Annotated in this window: 12 protein-coding genes; 1 reads left to right on the top strand and 11 read right to left on the bottom strand. The window is 66.7% G+C overall.

Going from position 1 to position 14,821, the window contains the following annotated elements; genetic code table 11:
• The first annotated feature begins 24 nt into the window (after positions 1 to 24).
• A complete protein-coding gene (locus tag DIE08_RS07895; protein ID WP_124901534.1) occupies positions 25 to 1,176 on the top strand; it encodes a branched-chain amino acid ABC transporter substrate-binding protein in 1,152 nt (383 codons plus the stop codon).
• 31 nt (positions 1,177 to 1,207) lie between these two features.
• Here the strand turns inward: DIE08_RS07895 and DIE08_RS07890 are convergent, their stop codons facing one another.
• From DIE08_RS07890 to DIE08_RS07840, 11 genes are all read right to left on the bottom strand, one after another.
• Complete coding sequence (locus tag DIE08_RS07890; protein ID WP_124901533.1) at positions 1,208 to 2,119, bottom strand: hypothetical protein; 912 nt, start codon at positions 2,117 to 2,119, stop codon at positions 1,208 to 1,210.
• Between the two features lie 59 nt (positions 2,120 to 2,178).
• Positions 2,179 to 2,502 carry a TfoX/Sxy family protein gene (locus DIE08_RS07885; RefSeq protein WP_059605872.1) on the bottom strand — a complete coding sequence of 108 codons (324 nt, stop codon included), beginning with the start codon at positions 2,500 to 2,502 and terminating at the stop codon, positions 2,179 to 2,181.
• 90 nt (positions 2,503 to 2,592) lie between these two features.
• Positions 2,593 to 4,329: a site-specific integrase gene (locus DIE08_RS07880; protein ID WP_124901532.1), complete on the bottom strand. Its 1,737-nt coding sequence runs from the start codon at positions 4,327 to 4,329 to the stop codon at positions 2,593 to 2,595.
• A 98-nt stretch (positions 4,330 to 4,427) separates the two neighbouring features.
• Entirely contained in the window at positions 4,428 to 5,693 is a 1,266-nt protein-coding gene (locus tag DIE08_RS07875; protein ID WP_124901531.1) for a nitrate/nitrite transporter, read from the bottom strand.
• Between the two features lie 15 nt (positions 5,694 to 5,708).
• Positions 5,709 to 6,497 carry a peptidylprolyl isomerase gene (locus tag DIE08_RS07870; protein WP_124901530.1) on the bottom strand — a complete coding sequence of 263 codons (789 nt, stop codon included), beginning with the start codon at positions 6,495 to 6,497 and terminating at the stop codon, positions 5,709 to 5,711.
• 9 nt (positions 6,498 to 6,506) lie between these two features.
• Positions 6,507 to 7,190, bottom strand: coding sequence for a respiratory nitrate reductase subunit gamma (narI, locus tag DIE08_RS07865; protein WP_059605860.1), 684 nt, complete (start codon positions 7,188 to 7,190; stop codon positions 6,507 to 6,509).
• Between the two features lie 24 nt (positions 7,191 to 7,214).
• A complete protein-coding gene (narJ, locus tag DIE08_RS07860) occupies positions 7,215 to 7,910 on the bottom strand; it encodes a nitrate reductase molybdenum cofactor assembly chaperone (RefSeq protein ID WP_124901529.1) in 696 nt (231 codons plus the stop codon).
• On the bottom strand, positions 7,907 to 9,436 hold the full coding sequence (narH, locus tag DIE08_RS07855) for a nitrate reductase subunit beta (protein WP_124901528.1): 1,530 nt from the start codon (positions 9,434 to 9,436) through the stop codon (positions 7,907 to 7,909). The genes narJ and narH overlap by 4 nt, the downstream gene beginning before the upstream one ends.
• A complete protein-coding gene (locus DIE08_RS07850) occupies positions 9,433 to 13,212 on the bottom strand; it encodes a nitrate reductase subunit alpha (protein ID WP_059605851.1) in 3,780 nt (1,259 codons plus the stop codon). The genes narH and DIE08_RS07850 overlap by 4 nt, the downstream gene beginning before the upstream one ends.
• Positions 13,213 to 14,028: 816 nt before the next feature.
• Positions 14,029 to 14,220, bottom strand: a complete 192-nt coding sequence (locus tag DIE08_RS07845; RefSeq protein ID WP_059605848.1) for a DUF2964 family protein — start codon at positions 14,218 to 14,220, stop codon at positions 14,029 to 14,031.
• A 15-nt stretch (positions 14,221 to 14,235) separates the two neighbouring features.
• Complete coding sequence (locus DIE08_RS07840; RefSeq protein WP_059605845.1) at positions 14,236 to 14,715, bottom strand: universal stress protein; 480 nt, start codon at positions 14,713 to 14,715, stop codon at positions 14,236 to 14,238.
• Positions 14,716 to 14,821: the final 106 nt, after the last annotated feature.

The raw sequence follows: 14,821 nt of genomic DNA, 5'->3' as shown, positions 1-14,821 counted from the left end.
AACCACTGCAAGGAGGCATGCATCATGAATCGTCGTAACTGGCTGGTTTGGCTGGCCATCTGCTCGATCGGCACGGTCGCCGCGTCCGCGCAGGCCGCGGACCCGGAAGCCATCAAGATCGGCTTCGCCGGCCCGCTGACGGGGCCCGTCGCGCGCGTCGGCAAGGACCTGCAATACGGTGCGCAGCTTGCGCTCGACGAGGAGAACGCGAAACATCCGACCATCGGCGGCAAGCCGGTACGTTTCGTGCTCGACGTGCAGGACGACCAGGCCGATCCGCGCATCGCGATCCAGGTCGCACAGAAACTCGTCGACGACGGCGTGGTCGGCGTGATCGGCCACTACAACTCGGGCTGCAGCATCCCCGCGTCGGCCGTCTACAAGCAGGCGAACGTCGCGATGATCACGCCCGGCTCGACCAATCCGCAACTGACGATGCAGGGCTTCAAGAACGTGTTCCGCACGATGGGGCACGACGGCGTCGGCGGCGTGGTGGCCGGCCGCTTCGCGGTCGAGCAGCTGAAGGCGAAGCGGATCGGCATCATCGACGATCGCACCGCATTCGGCCAGGGGCTTGCCGACGCATTCGAGAAAGGCGTCAAGGACGCGCACGGCAGCATCGTCGGCCGCGAATACACGAACGACAAGGCCGTCGATTTCCGCGGCATCCTGACGACGATGAAGAGCAACAACGTCGACCTGCTGTTCTTCGGCGGCCTCGACGAACAGGGCGCGATGCTCGTCAAGCAGATGCGCTCGCTCGGCATCCGCGCGCAGCTGTTCGGCGCCGGCGCGTTGAAAAGCAATGCGTTCCTGAAGATCGCCGGCAACGCGGGCGAAGGCACGCAGGATCTCGAGCCGGGCCCGGCGCTCGACAAGCTGCCGTCCGCCATCGCGTTCGCGCAGCGCTACAAGGCGCGCTTCAACCAGGACGTCGAGCTGTATGCACCGTTCGCGTACGACGCGGCGCTCGCAATGATCGCGGCCGTTCGCAAGGCCGATTCGGTCGACCGCGGCAAGATCGTCGCGAGCCTGCCGGGGGTGTCGGTCACGGGCGTGACGGGGAAGATCTCGTTCGACGAACGCGGCGACCTGATCAAGCCGCCCTACACGCTGTTCCGCGTCGAACAGGGGCAGTGGCACAGCATTCGCACGGTCGGCGGCGCGTCGAACTGATCGGCGCCGAGCAGGCCGGCAGCAGGCGGCGTCATCGCGCCGCCTGCTGCCGCTGCACCTCCTGTGCCTTCATCTGCAGATACGCGCCACGCTCGACTTCGTGCAGTTGCTTCGGGTACTGCTCGGTCGCGTCGAACCAGCGCGCAAGGCGCTGGTCGAGCGGCTTGTCGAGCGTCGCGAGATACGTGTCGATCGCGAGGTAGTAGCGCATCGTGTTGCGCTCCAGCAATCCGCGCACGCCGCCGATGTACTGCGGCTGCGTCGCCGATGCGCCGCTGGCTGCCGTGAACCCGACCTTGTCGCTGCCGACCGTCGCGAGGTAGGTCTTCATCGCCATGCGGCCGACGGCGCCGAAGCCGTACGAATACGTCAGGTGCAGAAACGTGCGCGACGCGCCGACCGGCACGGCCTCCAGCGCGATCCGGTAGTCCTTCGTGCCCATCGGGCCGCTGTCGGCGGTCAGGTCGACCTGAAAATAGTCAGGCGTCGCGGCGGCCACGCGGTAGCGGAACTGCACGCGATAGGTATCCGACAGCTTCTGCTCGATCTTGCGGCCGAGGTTCACGTCGAGCACCGGGCCGTCGCTGCCGGTCGACGCGTGACAGTACTTCGTGTTCAGGTGCAGGATCAGCACCGCGCACCAGTTCGCGGGGCCCTGCGCGGGATCGTTGAGCTTGCCGTTCACGACGGAAAACGGATAGTCGACGACCGCGTAAATGTCGCCCTTCAGCGACGACGACGCCTCCGACGATTCGAGGTATAGCGGCCGGTGAAACGCGTTGTCCTTCAGTTGCGCACCGAGGCTGTGGTAACGGTCGAGCAGCGCCGCCGCGCCGTCCGCGCCGAACGGCAGCGCGCACCAGCCGAGGCACAGGGCTGCGACGAGCGCGTGCCATGCGCGGCGCGCATATCGCGGTGCTTGCGGATGTTCGGATGTCTCCATTCTTGTGCTCCAGCGGGGGCGCGATGGTCGCGCACATGGTTCACAGAATACGCCGACTGCTATCGACCCCGCTTCACCGGCACCGGCAGTTGCGCAGCAGTGATCCGGATCAGCGTCGACAGCCATTCACGGTCGTCCCAGCGCTCGCCCCCGATGACGAGATGCGGCTTCGCCGTCGGATACGGTGGCGCTTCGTCGCAGGTGCCGAGAAACGCACGCCCGTCAGGCGTCGGCTTGACGAACAACCGGTCGTCGCACACCAGCGCGACCATCTTGCCGTCGCAGTAGATGCCGTACTCGCCGAACATCTTGCGCGCCGACACGGTACCCGCTGCAGCCATCTGCTCGACGACGAAATCGACGGTTCCCTGACTCGATGCCATCCATCCGCTCCGTTACCGAATAACCCTTCTGACCGTTACCGACGCGGTGTCGTTCCGTTCAGATTTCATGCGATCACGCGCGCGCCCTGCTCATTTGTCAGCCGAAAACGCACTCGACATCTGCCGTGCCCGCTTCACATCGTCCCCGTGCAGATAAATCGACGTCGTCGAGATCGACGCATGCCGCAGGTTGTCCCGCACCGTCGTCAGCTCCGCGCCGCGCGCGAGCGCGTGCGTCGCATGCGTATGACGCATCCAGTGCGGGCTCGCCTGGCGCAGCTTCTGCGCGAGCGACGGGTTGTCGTCATCGACGAGCGCGGCCGTCTGCGCGAAGAAACGCTGCATCACCTTCCACAGCCGCACGCTCGTAATTCCCGCCGCCCCGTCTTCCGCAAGGCTCGGAATCAGCGGCGTATCGGGCCGCCAGCGCACCGGCGTGACCGGCAGCCGCCGCGCGACCAGATGACGATCGAGCGCCGTGCGCGCGAGCGGCGGCAGCGCGACGCGCGCGGCCTTGCTGCCCTTGCCGATCACCTTCAGCCACGCATCGCCGTGCGCGTCCGTTTCGATGTCGCCAAGCGTCGCGCCGACCAGTTCGCTCGCGCGCAGCCCGGTCGCATAGCCGAAATCGAGGATGAAACGCAGCCGTTGCGCGGCGGCCGGCGTCCAGCCGGACTGCGGTGCGCCGGGCGGCTTGCCCTTGCGAAACTCGAGCCCGTCCGCGATCGTGCGCACGAGCAGCCACTCGCCTTCGGTGAACGCATGCGACGTGTCCAGCGCATTCGCGCCGCGCGTATCGCGCACCTTGACGCCCGCGAACGGATTGGCAAGCAAATAGCGTTGCTCGATCAGCCAGCGGAACAGCGCGCCGAGGACCGATAGCGTGTACGCGGCCGAACGCGCGGACAATCCGCCCGAAAACGGCCGCCAGTCCGGCGCGCCGCGCGGCCGCACCGGGCCGATCCAGCGTTCGTGCGGCGTCGGGTTGCGCAGGAACGCGCGATACGCAACCGCATCCTCAGTGGTCAGCGACGACAGCGCGCGCCCGCGCTCGACGATCGCCCACAGGATCAGCCGCTCGGCCTCCTTCCGGTACGCGCGGCGCGTCGCGGCCGATTCGTGCAGCGACAGCCACGCGTGCACGGCCGCGTAATCGTTGTCCGCGTCGAGCGTGCTGGTCGCGCGCGGCGCGCGGAACGTGCCGGCCGACCCGTCGACCTCGTGCGGCAACTTCAGCTGCTCCCACGGCACGATGGCGCTGCGCGGCGTCGCCGCGATCAGCGCCCGCGCCCGCTCGGTCAAGTCGGGATGCGCGGAAAAGAACGCCTCGATGTGGCGTGCGCTCGCCACGCCGAGCCCCGTTATTGCGCGCCACCACTGGCGCCGCCGCGGAATCCGCACGGTCAGGTCGGCCAGCGTCGCGATCCCGTGCGCGCGCAGCGCGACGACTGCGCGTGCGGGCAGCCACAAACCAACGTCATCGCTGATCTGCGGCACCGGCGCTCGCGCATGGCGCAGCAGGCCGATCGCATCGGTCGCGGCCTTCGCCATCTGAATGCGCGCGCTGTCGGCATGACCCAGTTGCTCCGCGAGATCGGGCCGCCCTGCCTGCCGCGCGACACGCACGAGACGGCGACGAATCCCGCCGATCACGCCGCGCGCCGAGCGCCCTTCGCCGAGCCGATCGGGCAGGTAGCGCTCGACGGCCTGCCGCACGGTCATGCCCGCGTACCACGCGCGCAGCGCGGCCAGTTCGTCGGCGTCGGGGACGCCCGCGGGCGCAGGTGTGGAATCGGAGGAAGGCGATAAGGCGAGGCGCGGTGTCATGGGCGCCAGTTTGACAGAACTGCGGACGCTCGAAAACGCCCGGCGTGCTGCAAGATGCGTGCGCGATGCCGCAGGCTACCGGCATCGCGCAGGAACGTTCAGCCCGTCACAGGCGTGCGCCGCACCTCGGACAGGTAGATCAGGATCAGCGACACCCACACGATCCCGTACAAGAACATGAAGCAGGTCGTGCGCACGCGCAGCAAGTCGAGCAGCAGGCCGAACAGGATCGGCAGCAGAAAGCCGCCGAGCCCGCCCGCGAGGCCGACGATGCCCGTGACGACGCCCATGTTGTCCGGGAAATCGTCGGCTACGTACTTGAAGGTCGACGCCATCCCGAACGCGAACACCGCACCGAGCACGAAGGTCAGCGCGACGAAGCCTGCCACCGGCATCGACAGATTCAGCGACGCGGTGCCGTCGATCGTGTGAATCACGAAGTCGGTCGCCGGATATGACAGCAGGAACAGGCAGATCCACGCGACCCACAGCCCCCACCAGGTGACCGCATGCGCGCCGAAGCGGTCGGACAGCGCGCCGCCGAGCGCACGCAGCACGGAGCCCGGCAGCGAGAAGCCGGCCGCGAACGCGGATGCCATCACGAGCGACATCCCGTATTCGCTCTTCAGGTACTGCGGGATCCACAGCGAGAGCGCCGTGAAGCCGCCGAACGTGATCGAGTAGTACTGGCAGAGCCGCCACACGCGCGGATCGCGCAACACCTTGAACGCGTCGAGCATCGATCCACCCCGTTTGCCTGCCCCTGGATCGGGTGCCGACGCGAACCAGAAGATCACGGCCGTGACGAGCAATGCGACTGCGTAGACGCGCGGCACGAAGCGCCATCCATATGCGGACAGCAGCAGCGGCGTGACGAACAGGTTGACCGCCGCGCCGCACGTGCCCGCACCGAACACGCCCATCGCGAGCCCGCGCCGCTTCGGCGGGAAAAAGCGCGCGACGTACGGCGTGCCGACCGCGAACGACGCGCCGACGCAGCCGAGGAACAGCCCGATCAAGAGGAACTGCCACAGCTGCGTCGCGTAGCTGACGATGTAGACGGGAATCGCGCACACGACGAGCAGCACCGTCATCACGATCCGGCCGCCGAAGCGGTCGGTCCACGTGCCCAGCGGCAAGCGCATCAGCGCGCCGGTCAGCACGGGCGTCGACGTGAGCAGCCCGAATTCCGTGCTGTTCAGCCCGAGATCGGTGCGCAGTTGCACGCCGAGCACGCCGAACATCATCCACACGACGAAACACACCATGAACGCGAGCGTGCTCGCGGCCAGCACCGACCATGCGCGCAGCGGAACGGTCTGCGTCTCCGCGGCCAGGCGAGCGCTACCTTGTTGAATTGCCATACGCAAAACCTCGTTTCATTGGACGAGCGGGCCGTTCGCGCCGTCGAAGGTCACGCCTTCGACCCGCGCGCCGCCCGCGAGTATCGCCACGTACTGCCGTATCGCCCGCTGCCGCACGCGTTCCGACAGGTACGCGGCGATCTGGCCGGCGGCCTCGTCGAACGGCACCACGTCGCCAGGCACGCGGCGCTCGATGCGCACGATGTGGAAGCCAAAGCGGGTATTGACGAGTTTCGGCAGCACGCCGAGCCCGTCCGTATCGAACAGCGCAGCCTCGAATTCCGGCACGGTGTCGCCGCGCAGGAGCTGCCCGAGGCTGCCGCCGACTTGTGCCGACGGACAATTCGAAGACGCGCGCGCGACCGCTTCGAACGTGTCGGGCGCGGCCACCACGTCGGCGAGCGCACGTTCCGCGCGCTGCCGCAGCGGTGCGAGCGGCACGCGGTCGGTCACCGCGAACAGCACGTGGCTCGCATACACGATGTCGCCGCGGCGAAAACGCGTCGGATGCTGCCCGTAGTAGCGCTCGCAATCGGCGCGATCGGGTTGGGGCACGTGAGTCAGCTCGCGCTCGAGCAAGGCATCGACCGCTGCGTCGTCGAGGGGTGTGCTTTCATCGATCAGCCCGAGCGATACCGCGCGCTGACGCAGCAGTTCGCGCACCGCGAGCGCATGCCGTGCCGCGTCGAGCGGATCGGGCGCATCGCCGTGATGCTCGGCCTCGGCCGCAATGGCCGCGTCGTCGATCGCAACGCCGTTGATCGCCAGCGGCGCGGTCGCGACTTCGGAGAGAACGTCGTTCATGTGGCCTCCTCAGCGCTTGCGCACGAGCTGGTACGGGCGGATCAGGTACGCGACCGACGCGATGCCGCTCCAGATGTGCACCATCCGCGTGAACGGCGACACGAGGAAGATCGTGAAGCCCAACAGGATATGCAGCCTGTACGTCAGCGGCACGCCGACCAGCAGGCTTGCGATGTCCGGCCGGAACGTGACGACGCCCTTCACGTAATCGGTGAGCTGCTCGAACATCACACCGTCCATGTGACGCGTCGACAGCACGACGGTGCCGAGCCCGAGCGCGAGTTGCACCCACAGCATCAGCACGATCAGGATGTCGGACTGGCGGCTGTTCTTGCGGATGCGCGGGTCGCCGAGGCGTCGCCAGATCAGGATCGTCAGCCCGATGATCGCCGCGACGCCGGCCGCACCGCCCGCCACCATCGCGACGAGCTGGTGCCCGGACGCCGACAGGAACGGCGACACGAGCCAGTGCGGTGCGAGGAAGCCACCGAAGTGCCCGAGCACGACGACCAGCACGCCCCAGTGGAACAGGTTGCTGCCGAGCCGCAGCATCCCGTGGCGCAGCAGTTGCGACGAATCGCTCTTCCACGTGTACTGCTCGCGGTCGAAGCGGATCAGGCTGCCGACCAGCAGCACCGCGAGACAGATGTACGGGTAGATCCCGAACAGGAACTGATGCAAATAAGCGTTCATGTCTTTCCCCAGTTGAGCCGGCGCTTATGCGCCGCAGGCCGGCCGCTTGTCGTGGAACCGCACCGTCTGCTCGGCCGGCGTTGCCGCGCCGACGAAGCGCACTGCCTCGTCCGCATACGACGCGTCGAGCGCGCGGTAGTCGTCGGCACTCGGCCGCTCGCCTGCGACGTCGTCGTCCGCGGCCGCCGGTGCGTCGACCGACGCGAGGCCGGCCATCGGCAGCAGCGCGCCGACAACGAAGCTGTAATGGCTGCCGCGCTGCGCGAGTTGGCCGGCCAACGCGCGCAGGATCTCGCCGGTCTCGCCGAGCAGGTTGCGCGCATCGGTCGCCGGCAGCCGCGACAGGTATTCGAGGAACACGGGCAGGTAGTCGGGCAGCTCGCCCGGATTCAACGTCAACCCGTGCCGCTCGTACATCTGCAGCAGGTCGACCATCGCCTGCCCGCGGTCGCGCGATTCGCCGTGCACGTGCTCGAACAGGTGCAGTGACGTCGCGCGACCGCGATCGAACAGCGCGACGTAGTTCTCCTGCAGCGTCAGCAGGTCACGCTCGCGCACGTAGGCGAAGAAGCGGTCGAGGCCCGCGCGCACCGCCTTCGGCACGCGCACGCATTCGCGCAGATGGGCTTCGATCGAATCGAGGACGTCGACGAGCGCATCGTCGGGATAGTCAAGCAGCGCAGCGAACGCCGCGTAGGTCGGATCGGGTGCGGTGCTCATCGGGACGCCTCGTGGATCGGAATGGTTTTCGTGCCCTTCTTCGGACTGAACAGGCTGCCCTCCGAACGGCCGTCGGAACAGCCGTTGCCGAACGAGAAGCCGCACGACGCGCGCAGGTCGTATGCGTTTTCCGCATACTCGCGGTGCGTCGTCGGGATCACGAAGCGATCCTCGTAGTTCGCGATCGCCAGATAGCGGTACATCTCCTCGACCTGCGCGAGCGACAGACCGACCTGGTCGAGCACGCCGCGCGCGTCGACGCCGTCCACGTGGCGCGCGCGCATGAACGCGCGCATCGCGAGCAGCCGTTCGAGCGCGAGCTTCACGGGCGCCTCGTCACCGGCCGTCAACAGGTTCGCGAGATAGCGCAGCGGAATGCGCAACGATTCGACGTCCGGCAGATAGCCGTTCATCCCGAGCGCGCCGCTGTTGGCGGCCGAGTTGATCGGCGACAGCGGCGGCACGTACCACACCATGGGCAGCGTCCGGTATTCCGGATGCAGCGGGAACGCGATCTTCCAGTCGATCGCCATCTTGTAGGTCGGCGAGCGCCGCGCGGCGTCGAGCCACGCGGCCGGCACGCCGTCGCGCTCGGCCTGCGCGATCACGGCCGGGTCCTCCGGATCGAGGAACAGCGACAGCTGCGCTTCGTACAGGTCCTTCTCGTTCTCCGCGCTCGCGGCTTCACTGATCCTGTCGGCGTCGTACAGCAGCACGCCGAGGTAGCGGATGCGGCCCACGCAGGTTTCCGAACACACCGTCGGCTGGCCGGCCTCGATGCGCGGATAGCAGAAGATGCACTTCTCGGCCTTGCCGCTCTGCCAGTTGTAGTAGATCTTCTTGTACGGGCAGCCCGACACGCACATGCGCCATCCGCGGCACTTGTCCTGGTCGATCAGCACGATGCCGTCTTCCTCGCGCTTGTAGATCGAACCCGACGGGCACGACGCGACGCACGCCGGATTCAGGCAGTGCTCGCAGAGGCGCGGCAGGTACATCATGAAGGTGTTCTCGAACTGCCCGTAGATCTCCTTCTGCACCGACTCGAAGTTGTAGTCCTTCGCGCGCTTCTCGAACTCGCCGCCGAGGATTTCCTCCCAGTTCGGACCCCACTCGATCTTTTCGAGCCGCTGGCCGCTGATCAGCGAGCGCGGCCGCGCGACCGGCATCGCGCGCGTGTTGCCCGCTTCCTGAAGATGGCCGTAGTCGAATGTGAACGGCTCGTAGTAATCGTCGATCTCGGGCAGGTGCGGGTTCGCGAAAATCTGCGCGAGCAGCCGCCACTTGCCGCCCATACGCGGCTCGATCCGGCCGTCCGCACGGCGTTGCCAGCCGCCGCGCCAGCGGTCCTGATTCTCCCAGTCCTTCGGATAGCCGATGCCCGGCTTCGTCTCGACGTTGTTGAACCACGCGTACTCCATCCCTTCGCGGCTGGTCCACACGTTCTTGCAGGTCACCGAGCAGGTATGGCACCCGATGCACTTGTCGAGGTTCAGCACCATCGCGATCTGTGCGCGTACCTTCATGACGTTTCTCCATCCCGTACGGCCTGTGTGGTCGGGTCGACCGCGGTTTCCTCGCCGTCGAGCCAGTCGATCTTGCTCATTCTGCGCACGATCAGGAACTCGTCGCGATTCGAGCCGACCGTGCCGTAATAGTTGAAGCCGTACGACAGCTGCGCGTAGCCGCCGATCATGTGGGTCGGCTTCAGCGCGATGCGCGTGACCGAGTTGTGAATGCCGCCGCGCGTGCCTGTGATCTCGGAGCCCGGCGTATTCACGATCTTTTCCTGCGCGTGGTACATCATCACCATCCCGGACGGAATCCGCTGGCTCACGACCGCCCGCGCGCACAATGCACCGTTCGAGTTGTAGCACTCGATCCAGTCGTTATCGACCGCGCCGATCGCTTTCGCGTCGTCCTCCGACATCCACACGATCGGGCCGCCGCGCGACAGCGTGAGCATCAGCAGGTTGTCCGTGTACGTGCTGTGGATCCCCCACTTCTGGTGCGGCGTCAGGAAGTTGAGCACGCGCTCCGGATTTCCGTTCGAGCGCTTGCCGACCATGTGCGCATAGCTGCCCGTGTCGATCGGCGGCTTGTACACGCACAGCGACTCGCCGAACGCGCGCATCCACGCGTGATCCTGGTACAACTGCTGACGGCCCGTCAGCGTGCGCCACGGCACCAGTTCGTGCACGTTCACGTAACCGGCGTTGTACGACACGTGCTCGGATTCGATCCCGCTCCACGTCGGCGACGAGATGATCTTGCGCGGTTGCGCCTGGATGTCGCGGAAACGGATCTTCTCGTCCGCGCGCGCGGCGGCCAGGTGCGTGTGGTCGATGCCGGTGATGCCAGACAACGCGCGCCACGCCTTCACCGCGACTTCGCCGTTGGTCTCCGGCGCGAGCGCGAGAATCACCTCCGCGGCGTCGAGCGCGGTGTCGATGCGCGGGCGCCCCTGCGTGGCGCCGCCGGCGACCTGGTAATTGAGCTGGCCGAGCAGCTTCACTTCGTCCTTCGTGTCCCAGCCGATGCCCTTGCCCGCGTTGCCGAGCTTGTCCATCAGCGGGCCGAGCGACGTGAAGCGTGCATAGGTGTTCGGATAATCGCGCTCGACCGCGATCACCGACGGCATCGTGCGGCCCGGCACCGGCTCGCATTCGCCGCGCTTCCAGTCCTGCACGTCGAACGGCTGCGCGAGTTCGCCCGGCGTATCGTGCGCGATCGGCGCGAGGACGACGTCGCGTTCGACGCCGAGATGCCCGTCGCACAGCTCGGAGAAGCGCTTCGCGATCCCCTTGAAGATTTCCCAGTCGCTCTTCGATTCCCATGCGGGATCGACCGCTGCCGACAGCGGATGGATGAACGGGTGCATGTCGGACGTGTTCATGTCGTCCTTCTCGTACCACGTCGCGGTCGGCAGCACGACGTCCGAATACATGCAGGTGGTCGACATCCGGAAGTCGAGCGTGACGAGCAGGTCGAGCTTGCCGCGCGGCGCTTCGTCGTGCCACTTCACTTCCTCCGGACGCGCGCCGCCCGTCGCGCCGAGGTCGTCGCCCTGCACGCCGTTGGTCGTGCCGAGCAGGTGCTTCAGGAAATACTCGTGGCCCTTGCCCGACGAACCGAGCAGGTTCGAGCGCCACACGAACAGGTTGCGCGGGAAGTTGTCGGGGGAATCCGGGTCCTCGCACGCCATCCGCAGCATTCCGGCTTTCAGGTGCCGCGCGACCTCGGCGCCGGCCTGCGCGGGGTCGCCCAGACTCGCACCGACCTTCAGCGGATTCACCGCGAGCTGCGGCGCGGACGGCAGCCAGCCCATCCGTTCGGCGCGCACGTTGTAGTCGATCGGGGAACCGTGGAACTGCGTCTTGTCCGCGAGCGGAGACAGCAGCGCGCCCGGGTCCATCGTGTCGTAGCGCCACTGATCGGTGTGCGCGTAGAAGAACGACGTCGCGTTCATGTGCCGCGGCGGCCGGTTCCAGTCGAGCGCGAACGCGAGCGCGGTCCAGCCCGTCTGCGGACGCAGCTTCTCCTGGCCCACGTAGTGCGACCAGCCTCCGCCCGGCTTGCCGACGCAGCCGCACATGATCAGCATGTTGATGATCGCGCGGTACGACATGTCCATGTGGAACCAGTGATTGATCCCCGCGCCGATGATCACCATCGACTTGCCTTGCGTCTTGTGCGCGTTCTCCGCGAACTGCCGCGCGACCGAAATCACGTCCGCGCGCTTCACGCCCGTGATCGTTTCCTGCCAGGCGGGTGTGTACGGAAGATCGTCGTCGTAGCTCGCGGCCACGTCGCGCCCGCCCAGCCCCTGGTCGAGCCCGTAGTTCGCGACGAACAGGTCGTAGACGGTCGCGACCAGCATCTCGCCGTCGCGCGTCGCGACGCGCCGCACGCCGATCCGGCGAGACAGCTCGGAGCCGTGCTGCGTCGAGTTGAAATGCGCGTGCGGCTGGTTGCCGAAGTACGGAAACAGCACGTCGACCACGTCGTCGTGCCCGGCCGTGCAGGACAGCCGTGGTGACAGCGCCGCACCCTTCGACGTCTCGCCTCGCAGGTTCCACTTGCCCTTGTCGCTCGATCCGTCCTTGGCCTGCTGCCCCCAGCGAAAGCCGATCGAGCCCACCGGCACGACGAATTCGCCGGTCGCGTCGTCGATCATCACGGTCTTCCAGTCCGGATGTGCAGCCTCGTCGAGCGCGTCGTCGAAATCGGACGCGCGAACGAGGCGCTCGGGCACGTAGCCGTCGCCGTGCGGCACGAGGCGCACGAGCGCCGGCATGTCGGTATAGCGCTTGCAGTAGTCGATGAAATAGTCGCTCTTGCCTGCGAGGTGGAACTCCTTCAGGATCACGTGACCCATCGCGAGCGCGAGCGCCGCGTCGGTGCCCTGCTTCGGATGCAGCCACAGATCACCGAACTTCGCGCCTTCCGAGTAGTCGGGGAACACCGACACGACCTTCGTGCCGCGATAGCGCGCCTCGACGAGGAAGTGCGCATCGGGCGTGCGGGTCTGCGGGACGTTGGAGCCCCACATCATGATGAACGTCGAGTTGTACCAGTCGGCCGATTCCGGCACGTCGGTCTGCTCGCCCCAGGTCTGCGGCGACGCGGGCGGCAGGTCGCAATACCAGTCGTAGAAGCTCAGGCACACGCCGCCGATCAGCGACAGGTAGCGCGAGCCCGCCGCGTACGACACCATCGACATCGCCGGAATCGGCGAGAAGCCGACGACGCGATCGGGGCCGTGCCGCTCGACCGTGTAAACGTTTGCGGCCGCAACGATCTCATTGACCTCGTCCCAACTCGCGCGTACGAAACCACCGAGCCCGCGTCGGCTCTGGTAGGAACGCCGCGCGTCGTCGTCCTCGACGATCGAGCGCCATGCGTCGACCGGCGCGAGCGTGCGGCGGCGTTCGCGCCACAGCTTCACCAGCGCGCTGCGCACCATCGGATGCTTGAGACGGTTCGCGCTATACAGATACCACGAGTACGAAGCGCCGCGCGAGCAGCCGCGCGGCTCGTGGTTCGGCATGTCGGGGCGCGTGCGGGGGTAGTCGGTCTGCTGCGTTTCCCAGGTGACGATCCCGCCTTTCACATAGACCTTCCAGGAGCACGAACCCGTGCAGTTCACCCCGTGGGTCGAGCGGACGATCTTGTCGTGCTGCCAGCGCAGCCGATAGCCGTCTTCCCATTTGCGGTCCTCGTCCGTGACGGCGCCATGTCCGTCGGAGAATGTTGGCCTTGTGGTGGAGAAATAACGCAATCTATCCAGGAAATGGCTCATGGGGATCTCGTTTTTCCGGTCTTTTCGCAGACCCTGAGTATTTAAGGAGGTGATATTCCGGATGTAAAGGACGATCGGCATTCGGCTCGTGGCGTCCGGTTCCATCCCTTGCGTCCGGATCGAATGAATTCTCTTTCGGATCGACATATCACGACTTGATACAAATCACGATATCGTTGCCCCCGCACGCATCGGTATTAAATGGGGATCGATTCAGGAGCGCTAATGGCATGCCCGGCACCGGACCTTCGCACCACGCGTTCGTCCATCGCGGCCGCTCGTAGCCGGAGCGAGGCTCGGGATTCACCTGCACCGTGTGGCGTTGAATCAACCGGTGTTTGCCATCTGGAATCGCCGCGCGGCTCCCGCCTTCACGAAGGACTTCGAAACGGGTTTGACGGGTTGCAGGCCGGCGCTCGATCACACGGTTATGTACGTGAGCCGCTTTGTCACGACATCACGCGCTTTCGCGGCGCGATGCGATCACGCACGGGTCGCTGCCACGCGCGCGCTAACGGTTGCCGTGTCAGGCCGGATCAATGCGGGTGCGCCACCGAAGTAAAGCTGCGAGGACAGGACTCGACCGCCGCGATGAGGTAAGCAGCGGCGTGCTCGCGCATGCGCGAGTCATTCAATCAAAGCGTGCGCTGCCTGATGCGGAATCGATGAGACGGGAGATGCCGGCCAGGGAGATGCCGGCCGGGCTGGATGACGCGAATGCGCCGGACATGACGGACGGAGAGAGGCGGAAAGACGGACCGGCGGTGCTGCTGCGGTGATTGCCGGTCTTGCATGAAACCGAGGAAGCGCCGCGCGTCACCCCTCGCCCTTCGGCCCCGGGTTGAGCATGACGACAAAGCAGGCCACGCCGACGATCAACGCGACCGCGCCGCCACGCAGCGCGATCGTTTCGTCGAACAGCAGCCCGGTCACCACGGACATCATCCCCGCGAGCGACACGAACACGGCGATCGCCGCGACGACGATCCGGTATTGACGACGTATCATCGCGCGTCCGCCAGATCAGGCTGCCGCGGCGGAAGCCGGCTCGCCGGCATCGTCGCCGCGAATCAGCAGCACCGGGCACTTCGAGCCACGCACGAAGCGCTCGGCGACGCTCCCGAGCACCACGCGCCGGATGCCGCGCCGCCCGTGCGTGCCGACTACCGCGAGGTCGATCCCGCGCTCCTTGACGTAACGCTGCAGGCGTTCCGCGACGTCCTCGCCAATGCTCTCGGTCTCGACGAGTTCGCCCTCGCCCTTCGCGCCGGCCCGCGCGAGGACCTCTTCGGCTTCACGCAGCACCTTGCGCCCGTCGTCGCGGATTTCCTCGATGAGCGCATGCGGATCGAAACGACCCGCGTACGTAAACAGCACCGACTTGTCGACCACGTACACGACGCTGACGTGCGTGTCGCCCGCCAGTGCCACCTTCATTGCCTCGGCAAGCGCCTGTTTCGACGAAGCGCTGCCGTCGACGGCCACCATGATCTTCTTGTACATGCGAACCTCGCTGGGGTGAGTTGCCGCGCGCGGTCGCGCGTGGCCATGTCCCCATCATCGGCGGACGGCCGGCTGGAAGCTTGACGGCGATCAAAATCCACCCAAA

Origin of the sequence: Burkholderia sp. Bp9004, from assembly GCF_003858025.1 — a bacterium.
GTDB classification, from domain to species: Bacteria; Pseudomonadota; Gammaproteobacteria; order Burkholderiales; family Burkholderiaceae; genus Burkholderia; species Burkholderia diffusa.
This window is presented reverse-complemented; position numbering and strand designations above follow the sequence as displayed.

What these genes read in the sequence shown, in the direction of transcription:
- DIE08_RS07895 (WP_124901534.1), top strand. Translation starts at nt 25, where the DNA reads ATGAATCGTCGTAACTGGCTGGTTTGGCTGGCCATCTGCTCGATCGGC.
- DIE08_RS07890 (WP_124901533.1), bottom strand. Translation starts at nt 2,119, where the DNA reads ATGGAGACATCCGAACATCCGCAAGCACCGCGATATGCGCGCCGCGCA.
- DIE08_RS07885 (WP_059605872.1), bottom strand. Translation starts at nt 2,502, where the DNA reads ATGGCATCGAGTCAGGGAACCGTCGATTTCGTCGTCGAGCAGATGGCT.
- DIE08_RS07880 (WP_124901532.1), bottom strand. Translation starts at nt 4,329, where the DNA reads ATGACACCGCGCCTCGCCTTATCGCCTTCCTCCGATTCCACACCTGCG.
- DIE08_RS07875 (WP_124901531.1), bottom strand. Translation starts at nt 5,693, where the DNA reads ATGGCAATTCAACAAGGTAGCGCTCGCCTGGCCGCGGAGACGCAGACC.
- DIE08_RS07870 (WP_124901530.1), bottom strand. Translation starts at nt 6,497, where the DNA reads ATGAACGACGTTCTCTCCGAAGTCGCGACCGCGCCGCTGGCGATCAAC.
- narI (WP_059605860.1), bottom strand. Translation starts at nt 7,190, where the DNA reads ATGAACGCTTATTTGCATCAGTTCCTGTTCGGGATCTACCCGTACATC.
- narJ (WP_124901529.1), bottom strand. Translation starts at nt 7,910, where the DNA reads ATGAGCACCGCACCCGATCCGACCTACGCGGCGTTCGCTGCGCTGCTT.
- narH (WP_124901528.1), bottom strand. Translation starts at nt 9,436, where the DNA reads ATGAAGGTACGCGCACAGATCGCGATGGTGCTGAACCTCGACAAGTGC.
- DIE08_RS07850 (WP_059605851.1), bottom strand. Translation starts at nt 13,212, where the DNA reads ATGAGCCATTTCCTGGATAGATTGCGTTATTTCTCCACCACAAGGCCA.
- DIE08_RS07845 (WP_059605848.1), bottom strand. Translation starts at nt 14,220, where the DNA reads ATGATACGTCGTCAATACCGGATCGTCGTCGCGGCGATCGCCGTGTTC.
- DIE08_RS07840 (WP_059605845.1), bottom strand. Translation starts at nt 14,715, where the DNA reads ATGTACAAGAAGATCATGGTGGCCGTCGACGGCAGCGCTTCGTCGAAA.